General features: G+C 65.8%; 24 protein-coding genes and 1 pseudogene. 13 read left to right on the top strand and 12 right to left on the bottom strand.

The window, feature by feature from the left end:
* Positions 1-15: 15 nt before the first annotated feature.
* Genes G9373_RS35205 through G9373_RS35190 form a run of 4 tightly spaced genes read right to left on the bottom strand, consistent with a single transcriptional unit; the run spans position 16 to position 2,919 of the window.
* Positions 16-1,251 carry an alpha/beta hydrolase gene (locus tag G9373_RS35205; protein WP_120661067.1) on the bottom strand — a complete coding sequence of 412 codons (1,236 nt, stop codon included), beginning with the start codon at positions 1,249-1,251 and terminating at the stop codon, positions 16-18.
* Positions 1,248-1,493, bottom strand: a complete 246-nt coding sequence (locus G9373_RS35200) for a hypothetical protein (RefSeq protein WP_005261901.1) — start codon at positions 1,491-1,493, stop codon at positions 1,248-1,250. The genes G9373_RS35205 and G9373_RS35200 overlap by 4 nt, the downstream gene beginning before the upstream one ends.
* Positions 1,490-2,137, bottom strand: a complete 648-nt coding sequence (locus G9373_RS35195) for a VOC family protein (RefSeq protein ID WP_005261903.1) — start codon at positions 2,135-2,137, stop codon at positions 1,490-1,492. Before G9373_RS35195 ends, G9373_RS35200 begins: the two co-directional genes overlap by 4 nt.
* Before the next feature lie 23 nt (positions 2,138-2,160).
* On the bottom strand, positions 2,161-2,919 hold the full coding sequence (locus G9373_RS35190; protein ID WP_005261905.1) for a hypothetical protein: 759 nt from the start codon (positions 2,917-2,919) through the stop codon (positions 2,161-2,163).
* Positions 2,920-3,452: 533 nt separating this feature from the next.
* On the opposite strand from G9373_RS35190, the gene G9373_RS35185 reads away from it, so the two are divergent.
* The 5 genes from G9373_RS35185 (at position 3,453) to G9373_RS35165 (ending at position 12,208) form a co-directional block, all read left to right on the top strand.
* Positions 3,453-5,555 carry a hydantoinase/oxoprolinase family protein gene (locus tag G9373_RS35185; protein WP_120661066.1) on the top strand — a complete coding sequence of 701 codons (2,103 nt, stop codon included), beginning with the start codon at positions 3,453-3,455 and terminating at the stop codon, positions 5,553-5,555.
* 11 nt (positions 5,556-5,566) lie between these two features.
* Positions 5,567-7,891 carry a hydantoinase B/oxoprolinase family protein gene (locus tag G9373_RS35180; RefSeq protein ID WP_005569016.1) on the top strand — a complete coding sequence of 775 codons (2,325 nt, stop codon included), beginning with the start codon at positions 5,567-5,569 and terminating at the stop codon, positions 7,889-7,891.
* 43 nt (positions 7,892-7,934) lie between these two features.
* The gene (locus tag G9373_RS35175) at positions 7,935-9,632 is read left to right on the top strand and encodes an AMP-binding protein (RefSeq protein WP_133984016.1); all 1,698 of its coding nucleotides are present in this window, start codon (positions 7,935-7,937) and stop codon (positions 9,630-9,632) included.
* A gap of 171 nt (positions 9,633-9,803) precedes the next feature.
* Complete coding sequence (locus G9373_RS35170; protein WP_167119567.1) at positions 9,804-11,387, top strand: FAD-dependent monooxygenase; 1,584 nt, start codon at positions 9,804-9,806, stop codon at positions 11,385-11,387.
* A 38-nt stretch (positions 11,388-11,425) separates the two neighbouring features.
* Positions 11,426-12,208: a TetR/AcrR family transcriptional regulator gene (locus G9373_RS35165; RefSeq protein WP_206033108.1), complete on the top strand. Its 783-nt coding sequence runs from the start codon at positions 11,426-11,428 to the stop codon at positions 12,206-12,208.
* A gap of 37 nt (positions 12,209-12,245) precedes the next feature.
* On the opposite strand, the gene G9373_RS35160 is transcribed toward G9373_RS35165, so the two are convergent.
* Positions 12,246-12,674, bottom strand: coding sequence for a nitroreductase family deazaflavin-dependent oxidoreductase (locus G9373_RS35160; protein WP_005569020.1), 429 nt, complete (start codon positions 12,672-12,674; stop codon positions 12,246-12,248).
* A gap of 118 nt (positions 12,675-12,792) precedes the next feature.
* Positions 12,793-12,981, bottom strand: coding sequence for a ChaB family protein (locus tag G9373_RS35155; protein WP_005261915.1), 189 nt, complete (start codon positions 12,979-12,981; stop codon positions 12,793-12,795).
* Between the two features lie 303 nt (positions 12,982-13,284).
* Between G9373_RS35155 and G9373_RS35150 the strand changes: the two genes are divergently transcribed.
* Positions 13,285-13,521 (top strand): hypothetical protein, encoded by a 237-nt coding sequence (locus tag G9373_RS35150; RefSeq protein ID WP_005261916.1) that lies wholly within the window; start codon positions 13,285-13,287, stop codon positions 13,519-13,521.
* Complete coding sequence (locus G9373_RS35145) at positions 13,518-13,724, top strand: hypothetical protein (protein ID WP_005261917.1); 207 nt, start codon at positions 13,518-13,520, stop codon at positions 13,722-13,724. The genes G9373_RS35150 and G9373_RS35145 overlap by 4 nt, the downstream gene beginning before the upstream one ends.
* 47 nt (positions 13,725-13,771) lie before the next feature.
* Here G9373_RS35145 and G9373_RS35140 read toward each other — a convergent pair whose 3' ends face one another.
* Complete coding sequence (locus G9373_RS35140) at positions 13,772-14,554, bottom strand: helix-turn-helix transcriptional regulator (RefSeq protein ID WP_054246930.1); 783 nt, start codon at positions 14,552-14,554, stop codon at positions 13,772-13,774.
* A gap of 91 nt (positions 14,555-14,645) precedes the next feature.
* On the opposite strand from G9373_RS35140, the gene G9373_RS35135 reads away from it, so the two are divergent.
* From G9373_RS35135 to G9373_RS35115, 5 genes are all read left to right on the top strand, one after another.
* A complete protein-coding gene (locus G9373_RS35135; RefSeq protein ID WP_054246929.1) occupies positions 14,646-15,443 on the top strand; it encodes a sulfite exporter TauE/SafE family protein in 798 nt (265 codons plus the stop codon).
* A 107-nt stretch (positions 15,444-15,550) separates the two neighbouring features.
* Positions 15,551-16,102, top strand: a complete 552-nt coding sequence (locus G9373_RS35130) for an alpha/beta hydrolase (protein WP_005569030.1) — start codon at positions 15,551-15,553, stop codon at positions 16,100-16,102.
* A gap of 195 nt (positions 16,103-16,297) precedes the next feature.
* The gene (locus G9373_RS35125; RefSeq protein ID WP_133986707.1) at positions 16,298-17,005 is read left to right on the top strand and encodes a nitroreductase; all 708 of its coding nucleotides are present in this window, start codon (positions 16,298-16,300) and stop codon (positions 17,003-17,005) included.
* A gap of 100 nt (positions 17,006-17,105) precedes the next feature.
* The gene (locus tag G9373_RS35120; RefSeq protein ID WP_054246926.1) at positions 17,106-18,581 is read left to right on the top strand and encodes an MFS transporter; all 1,476 of its coding nucleotides are present in this window, start codon (positions 17,106-17,108) and stop codon (positions 18,579-18,581) included.
* Entirely contained in the window at positions 18,578-19,222 is a 645-nt protein-coding gene (locus tag G9373_RS35115; protein WP_120661060.1) for a TetR/AcrR family transcriptional regulator, read from the top strand. Before G9373_RS35120 ends, G9373_RS35115 begins: the two co-directional genes overlap by 4 nt.
* A 24-nt stretch (positions 19,223-19,246) precedes the next feature.
* Here G9373_RS35115 and G9373_RS47870 read toward each other — a convergent pair whose 3' ends face one another.
* The 5 genes and pseudogenes from G9373_RS47870 to G9373_RS35095 all read right to left on the bottom strand — a co-directional run bounded on the left by G9373_RS47870 (position 19,247) and on the right by G9373_RS35095 (position 23,015).
* Positions 19,247-19,369 (bottom strand): hypothetical protein, encoded by a 123-nt coding sequence (locus tag G9373_RS47870; protein ID WP_005569037.1) that lies wholly within the window; start codon positions 19,367-19,369, stop codon positions 19,247-19,249.
* Between the two features lie 38 nt (positions 19,370-19,407).
* Positions 19,408-19,542: pseudogene (locus G9373_RS46990) on the bottom strand (cupin domain-containing protein); the annotation flags it as partial.
* Between the two features lie 29 nt (positions 19,543-19,571).
* Positions 19,572-20,456, bottom strand: a complete 885-nt coding sequence (locus G9373_RS35105; protein ID WP_167119560.1) for an aldo/keto reductase — start codon at positions 20,454-20,456, stop codon at positions 19,572-19,574.
* An 83-nt stretch (positions 20,457-20,539) separates the two neighbouring features.
* Complete coding sequence (locus G9373_RS35100; RefSeq protein WP_167119575.1) at positions 20,540-21,925, bottom strand: MFS transporter; 1,386 nt, start codon at positions 21,923-21,925, stop codon at positions 20,540-20,542.
* A 40-nt stretch (positions 21,926-21,965) separates the two neighbouring features.
* On the bottom strand, positions 21,966-23,015 hold the full coding sequence (locus G9373_RS35095) for an alcohol dehydrogenase catalytic domain-containing protein (protein ID WP_167119556.1): 1,050 nt from the start codon (positions 23,013-23,015) through the stop codon (positions 21,966-21,968).
* 101 nt (positions 23,016-23,116) lie between these two features.
* On the opposite strand from G9373_RS35095, the gene G9373_RS35090 reads away from it, so the two are divergent.
* Positions 23,117-23,419 (top strand): helix-turn-helix transcriptional regulator (locus tag G9373_RS35090; RefSeq protein ID WP_167119553.1); only part of this gene is annotated, 303 nt, incomplete at its 3' end.

Here is a 23,419-nt window from a genome sequence, read left to right as displayed (position 1 = left end):
GGGGCTGGGGAATGTCTAGGCGAACCGGGCCGCCAACCAGGTACCGATGTCGGCGGCGGCCAGGCTGGCGCCGGTGGGGTCGCCATCGCGGATCGGGCCGCCGAAGTGGGTGCCGGCGACGCGGACGTGGGTCTTGTCCGCCGATCCGAGGGCATCGACCATGGATGTGGCGTCCTCAGGGAAACAGGCCTGGTCGCCAGTGAGTTCGACGAACAGGGACGGCGCGGTGAGAGCAGGGGCGCAGCGGAGGAAGTCGGCGTTGCTGCTCAGTCCCGACCAGGTGGACAGCCAGGCGTCCGGGGTGACGAAGCGTCCGAAGCCGACGAGTCCGTAGTTGGTCAGGTCCGGCCTTCGGCCGAACAGTGACCCGTAGGGCCGCTCGTTCGGGCTCAGGGACAGGTCGGTGAACCGCAAATCCGCGTCGGTGCGGTACACGGTGAGGACGCGGGGTGCGAGCGCGGCGCGGTGATCCGCCGGGTCGGAAGTGCTCTTGTAGCGGCGACGCGCGTCGGCGGCTTCGTCGACGCGTCGCCGGGCGAGTGCGTCGATGCGGGCAATGCGCTCACGCTGCGCCGCCCGGTAGCGGGTGATGAACTCGGGCGAGTACGAGGAGCTGTGCGGCGGTTCGGCGAATCCGTTGGCGGGATCGAACGGGTTCAACCGCGGATCAACGGACAGGGGGTCGGCCTCGTCGACGACCGAGGGGTCGATCAACCGCTGCAACAGCGCACCCTGCCCTGGGTGCGGCGCCATGAACACTGCTGCATCGGGCAGCGGCATCTGCGCGCCCGCCAGGTCGATGGGCCGGCCGGCGGGGGTGCGGGTCAGCCGCTCCCCCGCCGGTAGTCCGGCCTGCTGGTGGTAGAACGCGAACAGCGTTCCTCCTCCGGAATGCCCCAGGGTGACGACGTGCTCGAAACCCCTCTCCCGCAGGAACACCTGCCCGGCCCCAGCATCGAGCAGGGCCTGCTCGTGCACCAGGGAAATGTCGTTGTTGACCGATCGGGTGCCCTGCGTCCACACCGCGTACCCCCGCGCGAGCAACTCGGGCACCAGCACGTGGTGGGCCAGGTCCTGGCGCGGGTGCATCAGTGCGACGACGGTGCGGGCTCCGGGGACCACGCGCAGGACCCCGGAGATCTTCGCTCCGTCCGCGGTGGTGAGTTCGTGCACCGAAGTGACGGTTGTGTCGGGGGCTCGGGCGGCGTCGATGTACCGTCCCGCGCCGAGCCGCTGAGTTTGTTCGGTCATCGCGGCTCGATTCGCATGGCGTCCTTGTCCCACTGGGTGATTCGGGACCGGTGCAGTCCGGCGACGCTGCTGTACCACACCGCGTGGCGGGCTTTGGTCGCCCGTCGGTCGATCACGATGGGGGCGTCGGAGACGATTCGGTAGTACGGTCCGACGCGATCGATCATCACGGCCGGGTCTTGTCCCGCGACTGCGGCGATCGGAGTGTTCTCGGGGACATCGAGGACGAACAGCGTGGTCATCGGTTGCTCACCATTTCTTTCTCGTCCTGCTTCTGCTGCCAGGCCTCGGCGCGCTCGACGATCAGCTCTGCCTTGCGGGTGAGTAGTGCGGCCATGCTCGGTTCGGGGCCGGACACGACGTCGACGAGGGCGTCGATGGTGATGTTGGCGTCGAGGTCCTCCTGTGGGGTGACCGGGCGCAGCGCCCGGGTGATTTCGATCATGTAGCCGTTGGGGTCGTGGGTGTAGATCGACTCGATCGTCTCGTGCTGGATCTGCATCTCGACGGGCCATTCGCTGCCATCGAGGCGCCGCCGGTATTCCATCAGGTCGTCTTCACTGTCGACGTGGATGGCCAGGTGGCGGGAGCGGATGAAGAAGATGGGTACGTCCTCGGTGAAGCGAGAGTACGAGTCGCCCTGCGGGCCTCCGTCGAACGGTTCGAGGCCGAAGTAGTAGAAGAAGGCGAGCCGGTCGTCGTTGCCGATGTCGAAGAAGAAGTGGATGAAGTCGGGGTGCTTTTCCGGGCCCCAGCCGGCCGCGCAGATCGAGTGCACGACGGGGAACCCGAGAACGTCGCGGTAGAACTTGACGGTCGCGGCGGGGTCGAATGTGGGGTAGGCGACGTGGTCGACGCCTTTGACCGTGTGTTTCTGTTCGGACATGTTGAACTCCAATGGATTCAGGGCTACTGAAGGGCAGCGGCCGGAGCATCGGCACGCAGGAGACCACCGGCTCCCGGGATGTCGACCGGAAGGCCGAGGGCTCGCAGCAGGCTGTAGACGCCGGCGGTGGCGGCCGAGAGCACCGGCAGTTCGAACTCGTCTTCGGCGGCCTGGACGAGGTCGAGCGAGGGCATCTGGACGCACGCGGAGATCACCAGCGCGTCGGCTCCGGTGCGGTCGAGTGATCGAGCGGCGTCCATGACCCGGTCACCGGGGATGCAGCCGACCTCGGCGTTGTCGGCGACCTCGAGGGCGCGCCAATCCGATACCTGAATTCCTTCGGCCTCGATGTAGGCGACGACCTGCTCGGCGAGGGGACGCATGTAGGGGGTGACCAGGACGATTCGCTTCGCGTCGATCGCGTGGAGTGCTTCGACGAGGGCGCCCGCGCTGGAGCGGACTACCGCGTCGGAACCGCCGGCCGCCAGTTGCTCGGCGACCAGGCCTTCCACGCGCTGGTGCTCCCCGGGACCCACTGACATCAGGGCGACCAGGCACGCATAGAGGATGGCGTCGACGCCCGCGTCACCGAGTTCGAGGATGCACCGCTCCCGTTGAGCGTTCATCGCTCGCAACTGTTCCGGCGACACGGCCTGCATCCGCATTCGGCTCGAGTGGAACGAGAACTGTTCGTCCGCATGCCGGTTGAGCAGTGTCGGCATTTCCGTCTCGACCGTCACATTCGAACTCGGCACGACGAGCCCGATGCGGTGAATGCCCATGAGGTAGCCCTTCTGATCTGGAATGCCCGGGCGGTGGTTGCGAGAACACCACCCCGGCTGACGTAGATTTACGTTCCTGACGAGTATTCGACGCCAATGATGATTCGTCAAGCCCCGCCGGACGGCGGACGCGATCTCGATGCCAGAACAACGTGCACACACCGTCGGCCGCCAGCATGAACGCGCGCGAGGAAGGATGATCCGATGACCACATGAGCGGGCATTCGCATGGGATGGGTGGGCGGCGGCCCCTGGTCCGCGCACGTTCCGCGACGAGGTCCGGTTCTCCGGTTGGACGTCACCGTCTTCGTCGACGGCACAGGACACCCGCAACCGGTCTGCACTCCGCTCGAAGATCGCCCCACCGCACACCTGAACCGACTGGTCTCAGTCCACTCACTTTCGTGTCGCTACTCACATTCGACACTTGACATGTCACCAGACACGTCGAATACTCGACATTGACGTAAGGAGTGTTCGAGGATGACCTCACCCCCCGTCGCATTCCCCCAGGACGAAGGAGCACAGCGGCAATGGCATATGTAATCGGAGTGGACGTCGGTGGCACGTTCACAGACGCGGTATTGGACGACAGTGCCGGCACTGTTCTCGCCGCCAAGGCTCCCTCGACCCCGCCCGACTACTCCCTCGGCGTCATCGATGTTCTCGAGGCACTCGCCGAACAACTGGGATGCCCGGTCGAGGAGATGCTGGCCGACACGCACCACATCGCGCACGGCACCACCTCGTCACTCAATGCCCTCGTCATGGGCAACGTGCCCCCAGTCGGCTTCCTCACCACAAAGGGGCACCGCGACTCGATCTACATCATGAACGTGGAGGGCCGGTATCTGGGAAGCTCACCGGAGCAGCTGCAAAATGTCATGGGGCAGAGCAAATCTCACGGTCTCATCCCGAAGAAGCACGCCCTGGAGGTGACCGAACGACTCGACCGTGACGGCAATGTCGTCGTCGCCCTCGACGAGGAGTCTGCCCGAGAGTCCATCCGTGTGCTCCTCGCCGAGGGAGTGTCGGGGATCGCGGTCTCACTGTTGTGGTCGTTCCGCAATCCCGCGCACGAACAGCGCATTCGCGAACTCGTCCACGAGATCGACCCGACGATGTTCGTCTCCCTGTCGAGCGAGGTGAGCCCCCGGATCCGCGAGTTCGCCCGCAACGCGACCACCATCATGAGCACCCAGATCGGCCCCGGGCTCCGGGACTACCTCGGCGAACTGGAATCGAAGCTGCGCGAGCGAAACCTCGCCGGACCGCTGCTGGTGATGCAAAGCAACGGCGGAGCGGTCGCCGCCGCGGAGGCACCGAAGAACGCGATCAGCACCGTCGGATCGGTGCTGACCGGTGGCGTGGTCGGGGCGGTATCCCTCGGCGGGCAACTCGGCCATCGCAATATCATCGCGACCGACGTCGGCGGCACCACCTTCCTCGTCGGCCTCGTCGTCGACGGCGATCCCGTCCGCTCCTCCAGCACGATCATCAACCACCATCCGATCAACGTGCCCACCCTCGAGGTACACGCCATCGGATCCGGGGGCGGCGCCATCGCCTGGATCGACGCCGGCGGCAACCTGCAAATCGGCCCCCACAGCGCCCAGGCCGTCCCCGGGCCCGCCTGCTACGGCCAGGGCGGCACCGAACCCACCAACGCCGACGCCAACCTGGTGCTCGGGATCCTGCCCGAACGGGGCCTGCTCGGCGGCCGCAAGCCGCTCGACAAGAACCTCGCGCGGGAGGCGATCCGCGCCCGAATCGCCGAACCCCTCGGACTGTCGATCGAGGACGCTGCCGCAGCCATCTACGCAGTCCAGAACGCCCAGACCGGCGACCTGTTGCGCAAGACCGTCGTCGAGGCCGGACATGACCCGCGTGACTTCGTCCTCTACGCCTTCGGCGGGTCCGGCCCCGCCCACTGCGCGGCCTACGCCGCCGAGGTCGGCGTCCGTGAGGTCATCGTCCCGCTCGGCCAGGTCGCCTCCGCGTTCTCGGCATACGGTCTCGCCTCGTCCAACATCGTCCTCGCCGCCGAATTGTCCGACCCGGCGGCCATGCCCCTCGATCCCACCCGCGCCGATCGAAACTTCACCCAGTTGGAGAACCAGGTGCTCGAACAACTGAACCGGCAGGGTTTGACCTTCACGCGCGTCGAGATCGAGCGTGAGATCGACATGCGCTACAGCATGCAGCTCGCCGAGGTCGCCACCCCGATTCCGGCCGGAAACCTCGACGCAGACGAGATCGCGCGGGCGTCGGATCTGTTCGAGCAGCGGTACGCCGAACTCTATGGAGAGGACAGCGGATTCCGGGAGGCCGGCATCCAAGCGATCACCTACCGGGTGCGCGCCACCGGCATCCTGCCGTTCTCCCCCACCCTGCCGGAACTGAAGTCCGCGGACTCCGCTGATGCCTCCGCCGCGAGGATCAGCACCCGCAAGGTCTGCCTCGACGGCAAGCTCGGCTACGTCGACACCGACGTCTACGACTACAGCAAGCTACTCGCCGGACACGTCCTGCCCGGCCCGGCCATCGTCGAGGTCCCCACGACCACCGTCGTCGTCCCCCACGGCACCACCGGCACCGTCGACCGCCTCGGCAATCTCACCATCGTCGCCCAGTAGGAGCACCACTCATGACCGCACAGATTCCCGGCTCCGAAGTCTTCTCGAGCCGACCGATCGACCCCGACGCCCTCTCGCGATCACTTCCCCCGGCACTGGAAGTCCATACCGTCACCCAAGAGCAGATCGACGACCTCGACCCGTTGACCTACGAGGTCATCCGGCACCGGCTGTGGTCGGTCACCGACGAGATGGGTGAGGCACTCAAGCGGATGTCCGGTTCCCCCATCGTCACCGACGCCAACGACTTCGACTTCGCCATCAGTGACGAAATCGGCCAGGAAGTGCAGGTCGGCCTGTACAACACCATGCTCGTCGGTGCCGTCGACCTCGCCATCTACTGGACCCTCCAGCACCGCTCGACCAACCCGGGTATCACCGAGGGCGACATGTTCCTGTGCAACGACCCCTGGGTCGGCGGTGGACTGCACCAGAGCGACGTGATGGTCTACCAGCCAATCTTCCACGAGGGCAAGCTGTTCGGGTGGACCAGCGCCATCTGTCACGAACCCGACCTGGGCGGATCCGGGCTCGGCTCGTTCGACCCCTCCGCCCAGGACGTGTTCTCCGAGTCCCTGCCCACCCCACCGATCAAGGTCGTCCGCGACTACGAACTCCAGCGTGACGTCGCCGACGCCTGGGTGCGGCGCTCGCGAGTGCCGATGCTCGTCGGACTCGATCTGCGCGCGAAGATCGGCGCCAACACCGTGGGCCGCAACCGACTGCTCGCGGTGATCGAGCAGTACGGTGCCGACACCGTCAAGGCCGTGATGAAGCGGATGATGGCCGACGCCGAAGGGCGCCTGCGCGGCAAGCTCGCATCACTGCCGGACGGCACCTGGAAGGCCACCGGCTACCAGGACCAGTCGCAAGTCGGCGACCGCGGAATCCACAAGATCACCGTGGCCATGACCAAGACCGCCGATCACCTCACCTTCGACTTCACCGGCACCGACCCGCAGACCGGCGTCATCAACTGCACGTACGCCGGCATGCGAGGCGGTGTGATGCTCGCGATCCTGCCGATCCTCGCCGGCGACATCCCCTGGTCCGCAGGCGGATTGATGCGCTGCTTCGATCTGGTCGCCGAGGAGGGCACCATCAACAACGCGACGTTCCCGGCGGCGGTGAGCCGTGGCCCGATCGGACCGGCGTGGCTCACTGGCACCCTGATCGCCGAATGCCTGTCGCAGATGCTCGACCGGTCGGTCGATCTCGGCAAGAGCGTGCAGGCCGCGTGCTGCGGCACGTGGGATACCGCGGTGATCGCCGGACTCGACGAGCGACCCGAACAGTCGGTGCCGTTCCTCAACATCATGATGGAGCCGATGGCCGGCGGCTACGGGGCACGCCCCACCGCCGATGGCATGGACACCGGTGGCCTCTTCTGCATCCCGATGGGCCGCATCCCGGACACCGAGATGACCGAATTCCTCTACCCTCTGCTCACCCTGTGGCGCCGCGAGGAACCCGACTCCGGCGGACCCGGACGCCAGCGCGGCGGTGTCAGTGCCTCCATCGCCATCACCCCATACGGCACCAGCCTGCCGATGGGCCTGGTGCTGGCGTCGGCGGGCAAGGCCGTCGCCCAGAACAACGGTCTCGCGGGCGGATACCCGGGCAACACCGGCGTCGAGGTCCTCGCCCGCGGCACCGACATCGTCGAACAGTTCGCAGCCGGCCGTATCCCCGACGCGCTGGACGATCTCGGCGGTGGCCGCGAGTTGGGCGCCTGCTACGCGGAGAGCTACGTGGCACCCGGTGAGGTTCTGTACATGCACTGGCAGGGCGGCGGCGGCTACGGCGATCCGCTGCTGCGCGACCCGGCCGCCGTGGCAGCCGACTTCCGCGAAGGCAAGGTCACCGAACACGGTGCCGAGACCGTCTACGGCGTCATCCTCTCCGACGGAGACGCCGATGATATCCGGACTTCGGATCGGCGGGACGAGATGCGCTCTGAGCGCCGAGACCGCTCCGGGACCACTCGGTCCGATGCGCCCGTGCTCGACCTGGCCGGAGCTCGCAGGCTCGACGACAACCTGGCGGAGGTCACGGTCGGAGACACCCGCGCGATCGCCTGCGCCCAGTGTGGACGTCTCCTCGGCGACGACAAGAACAACACCACGCTCGATCTCGCCCGGTTCGAGGGCCCGTCGTCGACCGCCGGCCCACAGGTGACCTCCGACCCCGCCGAGTATGTCGACACCCCGGTGGTTTTCCGGCAGCTGTGCTGCCCCGGCTGCTGGACCGCCATCTACTCGGGCATCGTGCCGGCTGATCACCCCGACCACGCCCTCGACCTGGCGCGGCTTCTGCCCGCGGTGGCGGAGCGGTGATGTGCCGGACAATTGCGATCAGTACCAGAAGAGGAGGACAAAGGTGACATTCTCGGACTGGGGTGGGCGCCTCGTTCCGTTCCCCGAGGATCGCGCCCGCCGCTACCGCGACAGCGGTGAGTGGAGCACCGATCCCACCGGGCGGCGGCTACACCAGGTCGCCACCCGGTTCCCGGACCGACCGGCCGTGATCACCGCCGAAGGGCAGATGAGCTTCGCAGAACTCGATCGTCGCACGGACCAGATCGCGGCCGGGCTGATCCGGCTCGGCCTCCAGCGACTCGATCCCGTCATCTTCCAGCTCACCAACCGTCTGGAGACAGTCCTCGCGTGGTACGGCTGCATCAAGGCCGGGCTGGTCCCGGTGGCGACGCTGGCCGCGCACCGCATGCACGAGATCGGACACATCAGTCGCAAGGTCGGCGCCGTCGCGCACCTCGTCGAGGCGAATCTGCCCACCTTCGATCTCGTCGAGTTCGCCCGCGAACACGCCGACGGCCATCCCACCATGCGGCACATCATCACCGTCGGCGATGCGGAGACCAGCGACCGGGACGACGTGACTCGCCTCGAAGATCTCGGTCTCGAGATCGATCCCCACACAGCGCACGGCATCGTCGAGCAGGTCGCAACACACACCGACGCCTGCGACGTGGTTGCGTTCCAGCTCTCCGGTGGCACCACCGGAGTTCCCAAGGTCATCCCACGCATCCACGCCGAATACTGGAACAACGCGCTGCTGTATGCACAGCGACTCGGATGGGACGAGAACAGCCGGGTCGCACATCTGATCCCGATCATCCACAACGCCGGCATCTCGTGCGGGCTCCACGCCGCGCACTCGGTCGGCGCCTGCCTGGTCCTGGCCACCGCTGATGCTCCGACCGCCTTCCAGCTCATGGCGCGGACGAAAGCAACCGAGGTCCTCATCGGGCACGGCCACTACCAGGCCGTGCTGAGTCCGGACTTCGACCAGGCTGGAGCCTGGCTCGAACGCGTCATCCTCTCCGGCGCCAAGGTTCCGCACGAGCTGTTCGAGCGCGTCGACGACGGAACCGGACGCTGGGCCGGGCAGTTGTTCGGCATGGCCGAGGGCTTGTTCACGGTGACCCCACTCGACGCCCCCGCAGAAGCCCGACTGACAACAGTGGGTACGGCTATCTCGTCCGACGACGAGATACGCATCCTCGAACCCGGCACCGAGAACGAACTCGGCGACGGGGCGGTCGGAGAACTGTGCTGCCGAGGCCCCTACACGCTCCCCGGTTATTTCGACGCCCCGGACCACAACCGGGACGCCTTCACCTCCGACGGTTTCTACCGCACCGGGGACCTCGGCGCGATCACGGTGATCGACGGTGCACGTTATCTGTCGATCGAGGGTCGGATCAAGGATCTCATCAACCGGGGTGGTGAGAAGATCAACGCCGAAGAAGTCGAACTGCTTCTGCTCGAGCATCCCGATATCGCACACGCGGCGGTGGTCGCCATGCCCGACCCCAGGCTGGGAGAGAAGACCTGCGCATATCTGGTGTCGATTGACGGAGAAGCTTTGCCGCTACACGACATTCAGGAGCACTTGGCGCAGCTCGGGGTCGCCAAATTCAAGTGGCCCGAACGGCTCGAGTGGGTGACGACCTTGCCACACACGAACGTGAACAAGATCGACAAGAAGCGACTGCGCGCCGAGATCGCAGCGAAGGTGGCCGACGAGGCCGACTCACGTCGCGTGGGTGCATAGATCGGTAGTTCCACCGCACCTCAACACCTTCGGGGCATGCCTGACCGGGCATGCCCCGAAGTCCGTGAACGCGGCGGCCGATTCCCTGTCCCCTCACGGAGACAACCAAGTTGACCTTTCGACGTATACGTAGAATAATTGACATGTACGTCACAGAGAGTGGAGTTCGTCATGAATCTCGAGCGAGTAGCAGTACTGGGCGGTGGACCGGGCGGCCTCTATGCCGCAAGGCTGATCAAACGCAGCCATCCGAATGCCGAGGTGACCGTCTACGAACAGAGCCCCCCGGATCAGACATTCGGTTTCGGCGTCGGCCTGGCGTCTCGCACCCAGCGGAACCTGCGGGAAGCCGACCCGGCATCGCTCGAAGCCATTGTGGCGGCCGCGCACGCCCACGAAATGTCGATGCAGGTCGGCGATCAGATCGCCCGGCTGGCACACGGTGATCTCCTCGCTATCGCACGCACCACCTTGCTCGCCGTCCTCCAGCAACAAGCCCAGAACGCCGGGGTGCATATACATTTCGGCGAACGGCGTGAAGCACCAGAGCTCGATGCGGACCTGATCATCGCCGCCGACGGCATCAACAGCGCAACCCGCACGCAGATGTCCGACACCTTCGGGCCCCGCATTGACACCGGCGCCGGCCTCTACCTGTGGTGTGGAACCGACTTCGCGCTCCCCAGCGCCATCTTCGTTCCGGTCACCACCGAGCACGGCACCTTCGTCGCGCACGCCTACCCGTACGCCGCGGACCGCAGCACCTTCCTCATCGAAACCGACGAGGAAACATGGCGGCGGGCAGGATTCGATGTCTCCACCGACCGGACCGCCCCCACCGACAGCGACGGGTTCGCCCTCGAGTACCTGCAGGACGCGTTCGCCGACACCCTCCAACACCACCGGCTGATCGGAAACCGCACCCGGTGGACGCGCTTTCGCACCATTTCGTGCGAGCACTGGCACAGCGGCAACGTCGTACTCCTCGGCGACGCCGCCCACACCGCGCACTACTCCATCGGCTCAGGCACCAAGCTCGCCATGGAAGACGCCATCGCACTCGACCACGCCCTCACCGCCTCCCCGAACATCGACGACGCGCTCGCGGACTACGAACGGGCTCGCCGCCCCGCCGTCGAATACCTCCAGCGCATCGCGCACCGCAGCGAACTCTGGTGGGAGTCCTTCCCCCAGAGGATGGCACTTCCGGTCGAACAGCTGCTCATCGCCTACATGACCCGCGCCGGAAAGGTCAGCCTCAACCGATTCCACGACACCGCGCCCACGCTCGTGCGGAAGGGCCTGGCGAGCTACGCGGACGTGCCTGCCGACGCGATCCCCGACACGGACATCACGGACTGGACAATCGGGCAACCCCTCGACCACGGTGACTGCCGATTCGAGCATCGGATCGCACCGGCGGACCTGCGCGATGCCACCACCACCACAGTGCTCGACATCGACTTCGACTCCGCGTGGGGCCCGGAGGCCACCGCACTCGTCGAGACTGCACCAACCGCGCGAACTCTCTGGCTCACCGGCCCATCCACCCGCTCATCGCTGCTCAGCAGGCTCGATTTCGCCGAACGTCTCGGTCACCACACGGACGCAGTCGTCGTCGTCGAGGCCCCCACTTCCTGCCGCGCAGATGTCGCAGCAGGTTTGGCCAGCGTACGGATGCACCTCGCGTTCTTCCGTGATCCGGCGACGTCGGACGCTGATCCGGCGCTTTCCGGGTTGCGGGTCTCGACATGAGTACGCGACCGGTGACCGGCGCCGGTTATCCTTCGGACATGACAAGCGAGGAGGCCGCGAACGAGCGCCGACCCCGAGGCCGGGGCAAATCCCGTTCCACCGATCAGGCTGCGACCGAAAGCGCGGGCATCCGCAGCAACCCTCGCCGTGAGCTGGTGGAAAAGCAGATCATCGAGCAAGCCACTCGACTGTTTGCCGAACGAGGATTCGCGAGCACCACACTGCAGGACATCGCCGACGCAACCGGCCTGACACGGCCGGCGCTCTATCACTACGTGGCCAACAAGGACGAGCTCCTCTCCCGCCTGGTCAGCGAGAGCACTGAGACACCGGCCGCATTGCTGCATACCATCAACGAGCGCACCGATCTGGGTCCGACGGAAAAGCTCCGCGAGATGGCCACCGCCATCGCACTGCATCAGGCGCAGGCCCCAGATCGATTCCAGTTGATCGTCCGATCGGAAGCCGAACTACCCGAAGACATCTCGCGCAACTACGAGCAGAGCCGTCGACACGTGCTGAAGGAATTCATCCAGGTCGTCGAAGACGGTATCCGCACCGGCGAGATGCGACCGGTCGACCCGCGAACCGCGGCCTTGGCCGTCATCGGCATGCTCAACTGGATCGCCTGGTGGCATCAGCCGGGAAACGCAGTCGACGACCGAGTCATCGCTACGCAACTTGCGGACATGGCAGTACGCTCGCTGGTCCACCAGGACCCGCAAGCGGCGACCCCGGAAGGTCCGGCGCGAGCGATCGCCATGCTCCGCCAGGACCTGAACTACCTCGAACGACTGCTCGACGAATCACGCCCCGACTGACCACGCTCGACAGCAACGTGCCCCGATCTGATGGAGGTCACCCGCGGCGCAGCGCCAGCACAGGGATCGTCCGGATGCCCGCGGTCTTCTCCGCGTACTCCGCAAAGCCGGGATACCGGCGCGCCTGCTCGGCGAAGATCCTATCCCGTTCGTCACCGGTCACCTCGACGACAGTCACCGGGAACTGCTCGGTGCCCCGTTCGACCTCTGCCTTGCCTGCGGTGACGAGGTTGTAGTACCAGTCGGGATTGGTCGGGGCACCGGCCTTGGAAGCGAAGACGTAGATAGTGTCCGGACCTTGCTCATCGGGTAGATACATCATCGGGCTCACGCGATCGCGCCCAGTCTTACGGCCCCGGTGGTGAACCAGCACCACCGGGGCGCCCTCGAATGGGCCACCCACTCGGCCCTGGTGTGCCCGGAATTCGGCAATGATGTTCGCGTTCCAGTCGTCGGGAGTGCTCATCCTGGGAATTGTCCTAGCCCGGCGCGGGAACAGGCGGCATTTCCGGTCGACGTTGTCGACTCGTGTCGCACTCGTTCCTTTGCTGACCGCGATGGCGACCAGTGCGGCACCGACAGAATCAGTCCTGCTTGGGCACCCAGTGATCGGTGACGAGCTCGTAACTCTGTTTGAGCTCCCCGTACGCCGCTCGCTGGGCCTCCTCGCCCTCGCCGTACCGCCGAACGGCCATCTCATGGGCCGTCGCGAAGGCCGCCTGCACCTCCTTCGACGATCGCCGCAGTGTCTGTGGCAGCTCGGTTCGGTTCACCGCTCCACTCCTTCTCGGTCATGGCCGTGATGTACCCCTCGATTGTCCGCCCGGGACCCCCGCGGCGGTACCGGGTTGACCGGGTTTTCCGATGTCGGCAGCCGGGCGCAGGCACGACCTACGCACGGAACCCCGCACCGGCGATCACAGGCATTCAGGTGGGTCTCCGCAGTGACCTGCCAAGGGTGTAGACCGGCGAACACCTGGCACCGGGCACCGGTATGGGTAACAATGACCTCGGAAAACACACAGCAACGCCAAATTCATTCTCGCCGAAGGGAAGTCCACACCGGAGGAGACTCGATGCCCGTTTCGCCACACACTTTGTTACAGCACGTCCAGGATCGCACCACCGACCTACGCCGATGGTTGGATACCGGCGACAACACCACCGCCCTGACGGCGTATCTGCGCGACGAACCCGTCGACCACCGATGGCTCACCACCTACAAGCGACTCACGCACGACCTGCTGAGGGCGGTCGACCACGCTCGCTCGCCCAGGGCGCCGCACGAGACGCCAACCCCGGACCGTCGATGAACAACGACCAGCGCCGGGCGCTCGAACACGTACGCGACACCTGCGCCATGCTGGACAGCTTTCTGACCACCCACCCGAGCGACCGACCACCCGAACGGGTCCGATCGGCCACCTTCGAGCAGCTCACCGACGACCTCCTCGACGCCGTTACCGCAGCACAGAACGCCGGCGTACCGGAACAACGCATCTTCGACAGTATGTGACAACCATCGTCGCCGGTCGGCTGCTTTCTCCGCCGGGGCCCCGCCACTCAGCGGTTCGCGGAACCGTCTTCGCGGCGACCCGACACGGACGGCGGCATTCCGAACTCGCGGCTGAAGGCGAAGGAGAAAGCTGCCGGAGATGCGTAACCGAGGGTCGAGGCGACCCGAGTCACCGGCTGCGAGCGCAGCATCGGGATGGCGGCCAGCAACCGGGCCCGTAGGCGCCAAGCCGCCGGACTGATCCCCACCTCGCCTAGGAATCGCCGGGTGAAGGCGCGTTCGCTCATCGCCACTCGGCCTGCCCACTCGGCATTCGTCACGCCGACCTCCGGCTTGCCGAGATAGGAACGGCACAACGCGACCAGGTCGGCCGACGTGGGCAGCGTCAGGTGCAGGGGCAGCGACCTGAGAGTTGCCAGCTCGAACAGCAGCAGTGCCGCGATGGCACCCTCCCGACCGTCGCGGTCGTACTCGGCGGGTAGATCGGCGGCGACGAGCAGCAATTCGCGGAGCAGCGATGACACTTCGACCACGACGCACACCGTGGGCCACCACGGCACCGCAGCTGGTTCGATGTAGAGACTGCTCGTACTCACGCCGAGCATCCGCACCCGATGCCCTGTGGCGGGAGGAATCATGACACCCTGCGCGGTGGGGACCGTCCAGGTGCCGTTGTCTGTCTCGACAACCATTGTTCCTGTAGCTCCGTACAGGAATTGCGCACGACGGTGTTCGTGCCAGTCCAGCACGACGCCGGCCGGATAGTCGGTCGCGATCGGGAGCACGTCCCGCTCGATACGGTCGACGTCGCCGAGCGGGACATTTCTCACGACACCCAACCTACCGGCTGATTCTCGAAAGAAATCGACTGATATTCGATTGTCGCCGCTACACCGATACGGTGAACTGGACCGAGTGGATATGTTCGTTCTCGTTCTCATCGGCCTCGTGACCGGGTTGACCACCGTCCTGTTCGGTTTCGGCGGCGGGTTCGTGACCGTCCCGGTCGTCCTGTGGGCAGAAGCAGGGCTCGGCGACTCGGCCGCCCGGGTCGCAGTCGCAACATCCGCAGCGGTGATGGTGGTGAATGCCGCCGTCGCCACGTCCGCAACCTCCGGCGCGGTGCTGCGTCACTTGCGTGACTCTCGTCGCCTGCTTGCACTTCTCGGTCTCGGAGGCGTGGTAGGTGCGTTGCTTGCCCGGCTCGTACCCGGCGCAATCATCCAGTGGGGATTCGTCACCTATCTCGTCGGGACGATCGTTGATGTCCTGGTACGACCGGGCTTCTTCCGACCGACGGCGCAGCACAACACCGACTCTCGGCGACGGTTCGCCATACCGACCTCGCTCGGGTTACCGATCGGCGCGAGCGCAGCATTTCTCGGCGTCGGCGGCAGTGTCATGACGGTGCCTCTCCTGCGCCGCTCCGGACTGGGGATGGGTGTCGCCACCGCACTCGCAAACCCACTGACCCTCGCCATCAGCCTGCCGGCGGCCCTGATCTTTCTCATCGGCCACGGTCCCGGATCGCCTGCCGGGGCCGCCCTGGTCGGCTCCGTCGACCTGGCCGCGGCCCTGGCGCTCCTCCTCGGCGCACTCCCGGTGATCGTCACGCTCAGGCGGCGCCCACCCCGTCTGCCCGACCGTGTGCACGCAATCAGTTACATACTGCTCCTCGTCGCGGTCACCATGACCACTGCGCTTGCTGCGCTTCGGTAACCGCAAGAACGTCGTACCATTCAGCATGTTCAAGGCCACGCGCATAGTCATGGCGGTACCCGCTTGCGTGACTGGGACTCGCGTCTCGGTATAGGGGACCGACAGCGTTGGCCCCACCGCCGCCGAAACGGCCGTCCCGCTCGACCCCGCCGGATAGGATTCTGCGCCGAGGAGGGATCCATGATGGTCCGGGAAGCGCGCAGCACCCATCGCGAGGTTTCGCCACTCGAAGGACCGCCGAGGCCCAAGGGGCGGACCCGGCGTACATCCCGTACGTTCCGGAGCAGCCGGACGAAAACACCCCGCGCGACCTGGTCGAGGCGCACGACTACTACCTCACGCCGCGGGCGCAGCACCCGAACGCGAAGAACAAGCAGCTGTTCGCCAAGAGTATCTCGCGGATCTTCACGTTCGACGCGTTCCATCTGGTCGAGGACCTGTTCACCGCACCGCTGCTGATCGTCGCGGGCAGCGAAGCCGGTTCACTGTGGATGTCCACCGAACTGCACGGCCGGGTCCGCAGCCCAAAGAAGCTGGTGGTCGTCGAGGGGGGCGCCCACATGGACTTCTACGACGTGCCGAAGTACGTCGACCACGCCGTGGCGGAAGCTACCCCGTTTTTCCGGGAGAACCTGGGGGCTCACTGCGAAGGGAACTGACCAGCCCGATGCGGTCCTCCCGGGCCTCTGGAATCCCCAGTGGCCCGGGAGGTCTCGGCATCGCCACTCCAGCTTCCGAGTTGCCTCAATGATTCCTCTACCACGTCGCGGCCCGTCCCACCCATGACTTCTCGATGACCGAGAACCCGGCATCGAGTCGAATCAATTTTATACATTATGTGCTATGTTGCGAACATGACCGCGTCAGCCGATATCACCACCGCCCCGACGGACGAGGCCACCGTCCTGGAGCATCTTCTGGCCACCCGATGGAGTTGCCGCGCCTACCAGGACCGTCCGGTTCCCGAAGAAACGATCGATCGCCTACTCACCATCGCGCAACGATCGGCATCGTGGTGCAATACGCAGCCATGGCAGGTCATCGTGACCAGCGGGGAGGCCACGGAACGCTTCCGCGAGGCAATGACGAACAGCGCACGAAACAACCAGCCCAAGTTCGACTTCGATGCCCCAGCCGAGTACCGCGGCGTCTACCGTGAGCGGCGACGCGCCAGCGGTTGGCAGCTGTATCAGGCCGTCGGCGTGGAGCGCGGCGACCGCGAAGCGTCCGCCCGCCAGGCATTCGAGAACTTTCGCTTCTTCGGCGCGCCGCACGTCGCGATCATCACCACAGACGCGGTGCACGGGACATACGGGGCTGTCGACACCGGCCTGTACGTGGGCACGTTCCTACTCGCGGCACGGAGCCTCGGGCTCGGAGCAATCCCCCAGGCCGCGCTCGCCAGCCATTCCCCCCTCATCCGCGAGCACTTCGACATCCCGGCGGATCGAAAGATCCTGGTCGGCATCTCGTTCGGCTTCGCCGACACCGACCACCCGGCCAACAACTACCGCACTGCGCGGGCACCGCTGAACGAAGTCGTGACGCGGGTCCGCGAATAAGCATCGCGGCAACAACGGAGGCGATGTCGCGCTGACCCTCCGCTTCGAATGATAGATTCTCCGCATGCGGAGTGAACGCTCCGCTTTGTTGGGAGTATTCATGAAAACCGCTTCGCTGCGGACGCACTATCAGCTGACATTTGCCGTTCTCACTATTGGTGTCGGTGCCTTTGCCCTGCTGCAGTCACTGTTGATGCCGGTGTTGCCCACCCTCGAGTCTGCGCTGGGCACGACACAGGCCGACGTCACGTGGGTGCTAACTGCCTACCTGCTGTCGGCATCGATCTTCACCCCGGTCATGGGACGCCTCGGTGACATGCACGGCAAGAAGCGACTGTTCGTCGTTGCACTCGTCGCCCTGGCGGCGGGGTCGCTGCTCGCAGCCCTCGCCACGTCGCTGCCGGTGATGATCGCCGCGCGGGTGATCCAGGGAATCGGCGGCGGTGTGCTGCCCTTGGCGTTCGGGATCATCCGCGACGAGTTCCCGCAGGAGAAGGTGGTGGGAGCGGTTGGCGTCATCGCCGCGCTCACCGCTGTCGGCGCAGGTCTCGGCATCGTCCTTGCCGGTCCTATCGTGACCGTGCTGAGTTACCACTGGCTCTTCTGGATTCCGCTGACCATGGTCGTGCTGGCGGGGTTGGCCGCGCAGATCCTGGTCCCCGAGTCTCCCGTTCGAACTGCCGGGAGGATCAACTGGCTCACCGCACTGTTGCTGTCCGGGTGGCTGGTCGCGTTGTTGCTCGGTGTCAGTCAGGCACCGACCTGGGGCTGGGGCTCTCCGATCGTCATCGGACTGCTGGTGACCGCCGCGGCCATCTTGGTGACGTGGGTAGTGGTTGAATCGCGATCCGCCAACCCGCTGATCGACATGAAGATGATGCGAATCCGCAGCGTCTGGGCCGCCAACCTGTTGGCGCTGCTGATGGGGGTCGGCATGTACGCCGCGTTCGGCTTCCTGCCGCAATTTCTGCAGACGCCCGCGTCGGCCGGATACGGCTTTGGTTCGTCGGTCACCGAGTCGGGTCTGATGCTGCTGCCCGTGAGCGTGGGAATGTTCCTGCTCGGACTCGCCTCAGGCCGCCTGGCAGCTCGACTGGGTTCGAAAAACCTGCTGATCGCAGGGTCGATCGTGAGTGCGATCGGTTACTTCGTGGTGGCTCTTCTGCATGACACCGAGATGGACATCTACCTCGCCACGTCATTGGTCGGGATCGGTTTCGGCCTGGCCTTCTCGGCGATGTCGAACGTTGTCGTCGCCGCGGTGCCACCCGAACAAACCGGTGTCGCGAGCGGTATGAACGCCAACATCCGCACGATCGGGGGCTCGCTGGGCGCTGCGTGCATGGCCAGCGTCGTCACCGCCGGGGCGTCCTCCGCGGGGGTTCCGCAGGAATCCGGCTACACCAACGGCTTCGTCATGCTGGGCGTGGCAGTTGGCCTCGGCGCCGTTGCGGCCCTGTTCATCCCGGCAGTGAAGCGGGACAAGACCACGAACCTCGAAGGGTCGCCCGAGCTGCGACACCCGGAACTCGCGATGGTTGCGGGAGGCACGCTGGTGGGCGGCGAATCCGAATGACGTCCGATGTGAGCGTTCAGGGAAGCGAAAAGTCGCTGCGCCGCGACGCCGCGGAGAATCGGCAACGACTACTCGATGCGGCAGCGACCGTGTTCAGTGCGCGCGGCCTGGATGTGGGCGTCGACGAGATCGCCCGGGTCGCCGGCGTCGGCATCGGCACCCTCTACCGCCGGTTCCCCACCAAAGATGCGCTGATCAGTGAACTGGTTCGCCAGGTGCTCGAAGACTTCCTCGCCCTGGCCCGTGATGCCGCGTCCGCGCCGGAGGGCGCGGGGCTGGAGCAGGTGCTCTACGGCAGCGGAGCCATCCTGGCGTCGAACCGCGGATGCCTGTCTCGCATGTGGAACGACGATCAGACCACAGTTCTGAGGAATGAATATCGACGCATCCTGTTCGAGTTGCTGACGCAAGCCAAGCAGCACGGCCGCATCCGCGAGGACGCCACCGACGCCGACCTGGACCTGATCTTCTGGTCCCTCCGCGGCGTCGTCGGGACGACACGCGGCGTCACCGACACCGGGTGGCGCAGAATCCTCGCGGTCATGATCGCGGGATTGCGGCCCGGCGCGGAAAGACTCGATGCGGCACCGATGAACGCACAGGACGTCGCACACATCATGGAAAATCTGTGGCCTCGATAAGGTGCGGCGGGTGGCGAGGGAACACTACCCCGTCAGGTGTTCGTCGTCGGTGACGTGCTCGAGCCAGGTCGTGGTGGTGGCCGGGTCGTCGGCGTTGTCGAGCATGGCGAGGTGTTCATGAACGAGTCGGTGCTTGCTCCGTGCCAATGTTGTTCGTTCGGTGGGCAGTAGAGGGTTTGACCGGCGTGTGCTTCGACCTTCTGTCCGCCGTGGGACTGTACCCAGGCAGTTCCTTCGGTGATGTGCAGGGTCTGACCGTGGGCGTGCGAATGCCACGCGGTGCGGGCGGCGGGCGCAAAACGCACTTTCGCCACTACCATTCGCTGACTGGGGTCGCTCTCCGTACTCCTCAGGCTTCGGGGATTTCGAGGCCGAATGTCTCACGGGTGATGTCCTCAGGTTCCGGGCCGCCGCGCACACCGGTGTCGAGAGCGTCGATCGCGGCGAGTTGATCGGCGGTGAGCTCGAAGTCGAAGACGTCGAAGTTTTCGGTGATACGCGACGGGGTGACCGATTTCGGGATCACCTGGCGGCCCTGCTGCAGGTGCCATCTCAGCATCGTCTGCGCCGGTGTCTTGCCGTGTGCCGCTGCGATGTTCCCGATGGTGGGATCGTCGAGTGTGGAGCCGTGGGAGCCGTCGCGGTAGAAGGTGATGCCACCGATCGGGGACCATGCCTGGGACAGGATCCCGTGTTCGGCGTTGGCGGCGAGCACGTCGGATTGACGGAAGTACGGGTGTACCTCGATTTGGTTGACCGCCGGCACCACTGATGTTTCGTCCCGCAGTCTCGTGAGGTGGTCGGACATGAAATTGCTGACACCGATGGCGCGGACGCGACCGTCCGCGAGCAGCGTCTCGAGCGCTGTGTAGGCCTCGACGGTGAGGGTGAACTCGCCGGGCAGTGCCTGGTGCAGAATCAGCAGGTCGATCTGATCGATTCCGAGTTTGCGCGCGCTCTTGTCGAAGGCGTGCAGCGTCGCGTCGTAGCCGTAGTCGGTGATCCAGATCTTGGTCTCGACGAAGATGTCCGAGCGATCGATGCCCGAACGACGTATGGCTTCGCCCACCTCGCGTTCGTTCTGATAAGCAGCGGCGGTGTCGATGTGCCGGTATCCGGCCTCCAAGGCCGCCTCGACCGCTGCAACGGTGTCATCGGGCGGCGTCTGGTACACACCGAAACCCACTGCCGGCATCGTGATTTCGTTGTTCAAGGTCAATTGGGGGATGGTCATGTTTCAACCTTAGGTTCGGTCAGCGCGCGCTGGGAGTGCCTGTCGAACCAGGTACCGGCAGTACCTGGTTCGACCAGCGGATTTCATGCGGCGGGTCGGTGCAGAGCCGAACCCGAACCGCGGTGCCGTGCGGCGGGCACGATCACCGTGAGGACGACGACCAGCGCGACGACGAGCAGTACGGTGCCGCCGGTGAGCGCGGTGCCGACGTGGTCGGTCACCGCCGCCGGTCCGTCGAGGTTGCTGCCTGTGTTTGCCGAGAGTGCGACGAGGACGCCCAACCCGAGTGCCATTCCGAGTTGGTGCGCTGTGTTGACCAGTCCGGATGCCGCGCCGGCGTCCGCCGAATCGACACCGGCGATTCCTGCGTTCGTCAGCGGCCCGAACGCCAAGCCTTGCCCGGCGCCCACCAGGATCATCGGGAGTGCAACGTCCACGAGATACGTATCGAGTGTGTCGATGCGACTCAGCCATGCCATGCCGGCCAGAGTCAGCGCCGTCCCGGTAGCGAGGAGAGTCTCGTTCGACAGCCGGGCGCTCAGCCGGGGAACCATGAGCGCGACGACGAAGTTGACGAGGGTCATCGGCAGGAAGCCGAGTCCAGCTTGCAGTGGGGAGAAGCCGAACCCGTCCTGGAGCAGTTGGGTGGTGAAGTAAAAGAACCCGATCATCGCCCCGAGGTACAGCAGCCGAGCGGTATAGACGCCGCTGCGTTCGCGACTGCGGAACAACCGTAGCGGCAGGATCGGCTGCTGCACCCGGCCCTCGTGAACGACCAATCCGATCAGCAGGACAGCCCCGAGTGCCAGAGCGATCTGTACCCGTGCCGATCCCCAACCGGTCTCGGGGGATTCGATGATCCCGAAGATCACGGCACCCATACCGAGTGTCGCACCGACAGCACCGATTACGTCGAACCGTCCGGTTCGACGTGGGGTTTCCACGAGCACCGTGCGCGACCAGGCGATCACGGCTACCGCGATCGGGACGTTGACCAGGAACGCCGCTCGCCAGGATATCCACTCGGTGAGCGCACCTCCGACCAGAAGGCCGAGGCTGGCGCCGATTCCGGCCGTTGCGGCGTACCAGGCAATGGCCTTGTTGCGGGCCTCGCCGTCGAAGTAGGTCGTGATCAACGCCAACGAGGTCGGTGCGACGATCGCAGCACCGATTCCCTGCACCGCGCGGGCGGCGATCATCCACCATCCCGCCGGCGCGAGCCCGATGAGCAAGGACGCGGTACCGAAAATCGCGAGACCGATCCTGAACAGTCGGCGCCGCCCCACGATGTCCCCCGCGCGGGAGGCCAACAGGAGCAGGCCACCGAAGACCAGAGTGTAAGCGTCCTGAACCCACGACAGCGCCGCCGGTGACAGTTCGAGCCCGGATCGGATGCTCGGCAACCCGGTGAAAATCACCGAGTTGTCCAGCAGCACCATGAAATAGCTCGCCAGAATGATTCCCAGTATCGCGGTCGGGGTGGCCGTGGCGCGACCGGAAAAGCTGTGGTCACGGCCGGACCGCGACCTTGAGCGCGTCGCGGGAATCCATCGCGGCGTAGCCCTCCGGCGTCTGACCGAGGCCGACGGTCCGGTCGAATACCTTCCCCGGCTGGACGGTGCCGTCCAGGACTGCCGGAAGCAGCTGCTCGATGTAGGCGCGCACCGGCGCCGGACCACCGGTCAGGGTGATGTTCGGCCCGAACAGGCTCCCGAACCCGACGGGCGCGTCCTCGTACTGGGGCACACCCACGCGACTGATCACTCCGCTCGCGCGGACGACGCCAACGGCCTGATCGTAAGCGGGCCGGTGACCGACCGCCTCGAGGACGACCGCGCTGCCCAGTCCGCCGGTCAGCTCACGAACCTTCGCGATCCCTTCCTCGCCGCGCTCGGCAACCACATCGGTCGCACCGAACTCACGGCCGAGATCGGTGCGCACCTGGTGCCGCCCCATCAACACGATCTGCTCGGCACCGAGCCGGCGGGCCGACAGCACCGCCAACAATCCCACCGCCCCGTCACCGATCACCGTCACGACACTGCCCTCGCCGACACCGCCGCGGACCGCAGCATGCCAGCCGGTGCCGTACACATCCGACAACGTCAGCAAGGAGTCGAGCAGCGCATCGTCGGCATCCTCGCCCACCGGCACCTTCACCAGCGTGCCGTCGGCCAGCGGCACCCGGACCGCCTCGGCCTGACCACCCGCCGTGCCCAACGAGGTGTCATTCCAGAACCCGCCGCGCACACACGAGGTTTGCAGACCCGCGGCGCAGAACACGCACGTGCCACACGACACCGCGAACGGTGCGATGACGAAGTCACCGACCCGCAACGTCCTCACATCCGAACCGATCGCTTCGACGACACCGATGAACTCGTGGCCCATCGATCTGCCGTCGGGATCGACGTCCATGGAGTGATAGGGATGCAGGTCGCTGCCACATACGCAGGCCCGCACGTTCCGTACCAGAGCGTCGGTCGAGGACTGGATGGTGTGATCAGGAACATCGATGACGCGGACATCGCCCGCGCCGAACATGTACGTCGCTTTCATGCCATCCAGTTGACCCCCATTCCGGCAGCCCGGGAAGTCACGGACGTTCCGGGTACTGCCAGTACCTCCCACATCCGGCGGCCACTGCCTACCGTGGACTCATGAGTTCGATCGACCTGCGCACCGAAATCCGCGAGTTCCTCGGCACCCGGCGCGCACGCATCACCCCGGAGCAGAGCGGACTACCCGTGTACGGCGGCAACCGCCGTGTCAAAGGCCTGCGCCGCGAAGAGGTCGCCATGCTCGCCGGTGTCTCGGTCGACTACTACGTCCGCATGGAACGCGGCAACCTCGCCGGCGCCTCCGACAGCGTCCTCGACGCCCTGGTCGTCGCCCTGCAACTCGACGACGCCGAACGCGACCACCTCTTCGCCCTCGCCCGCCAATCGCAAGCAAGCACCACC

This window comes from Rhodococcus sp. A14 (assembly GCF_011603105.1).
Classification (GTDB): Bacteria; Actinomycetota; Actinomycetes; order Mycobacteriales; family Mycobacteriaceae; genus Rhodococcus_F; species Rhodococcus_F opacus.
Note: the sequence above shows the minus strand (reverse complement) of the source record. Positions and strands in the feature narration are given on the sequence as shown.

Coding starts and splice junctions, on each gene's coding strand:
- G9373_RS35165 (WP_206033108.1), top strand. CDS start 11,426: ATGACAAGCGAGGAGGCCGCGAACGAGCGCCGACCCCGAGGCCGGGGC.
- G9373_RS35120 (WP_054246926.1), top strand. CDS start 17,106: ATGAAAACCGCTTCGCTGCGGACGCACTATCAGCTGACATTTGCCGTT.
- G9373_RS35205 (WP_120661067.1), bottom strand. CDS start 1,251: ATGACCGAACAAACTCAGCGGCTCGGCGCGGGACGGTACATCGACGCC.
- G9373_RS35105 (WP_167119560.1), bottom strand. CDS start 20,456: ATGACCATCCCCCAATTGACCTTGAACAACGAAATCACGATGCCGGCA.
- G9373_RS35095 (WP_167119556.1), bottom strand. CDS start 23,015: ATGAAAGCGACGTACATGTTCGGCGCGGGCGATGTCCGCGTCATCGAT.
- G9373_RS35160 (WP_005569020.1), bottom strand. CDS start 12,674: ATGAGCACTCCCGACGACTGGAACGCGAACATCATTGCCGAATTCCGG.
- G9373_RS35150 (WP_005261916.1), top strand. CDS start 13,285: ATGCCCGTTTCGCCACACACTTTGTTACAGCACGTCCAGGATCGCACC.
- G9373_RS35170 (WP_167119567.1), top strand. CDS start 9,804: ATGAATCTCGAGCGAGTAGCAGTACTGGGCGGTGGACCGGGCGGCCTC.
- G9373_RS35145 (WP_005261917.1), top strand. CDS start 13,518: ATGAACAACGACCAGCGCCGGGCGCTCGAACACGTACGCGACACCTGC.
- G9373_RS35125 (WP_133986707.1), top strand. CDS start 16,298: ATGACCGCGTCAGCCGATATCACCACCGCCCCGACGGACGAGGCCACC.
- G9373_RS35190 (WP_005261905.1), bottom strand. CDS start 2,919: ATGGGCATTCACCGCATCGGGCTCGTCGTGCCGAGTTCGAATGTGACG.
- G9373_RS35185 (WP_120661066.1), top strand. CDS start 3,453: ATGGCATATGTAATCGGAGTGGACGTCGGTGGCACGTTCACAGACGCG.
- G9373_RS35135 (WP_054246929.1), top strand. CDS start 14,646: ATGTTCGTTCTCGTTCTCATCGGCCTCGTGACCGGGTTGACCACCGTC.
- G9373_RS35180 (WP_005569016.1), top strand. CDS start 5,567: ATGACCGCACAGATTCCCGGCTCCGAAGTCTTCTCGAGCCGACCGATC.
- G9373_RS35200 (WP_005261901.1), bottom strand. CDS start 1,493: ATGACCACGCTGTTCGTCCTCGATGTCCCCGAGAACACTCCGATCGCC.
- G9373_RS35195 (WP_005261903.1), bottom strand. CDS start 2,137: ATGTCCGAACAGAAACACACGGTCAAAGGCGTCGACCACGTCGCCTAC.
- G9373_RS35115 (WP_120661060.1), top strand. CDS start 18,578: ATGACGTCCGATGTGAGCGTTCAGGGAAGCGAAAAGTCGCTGCGCCGC.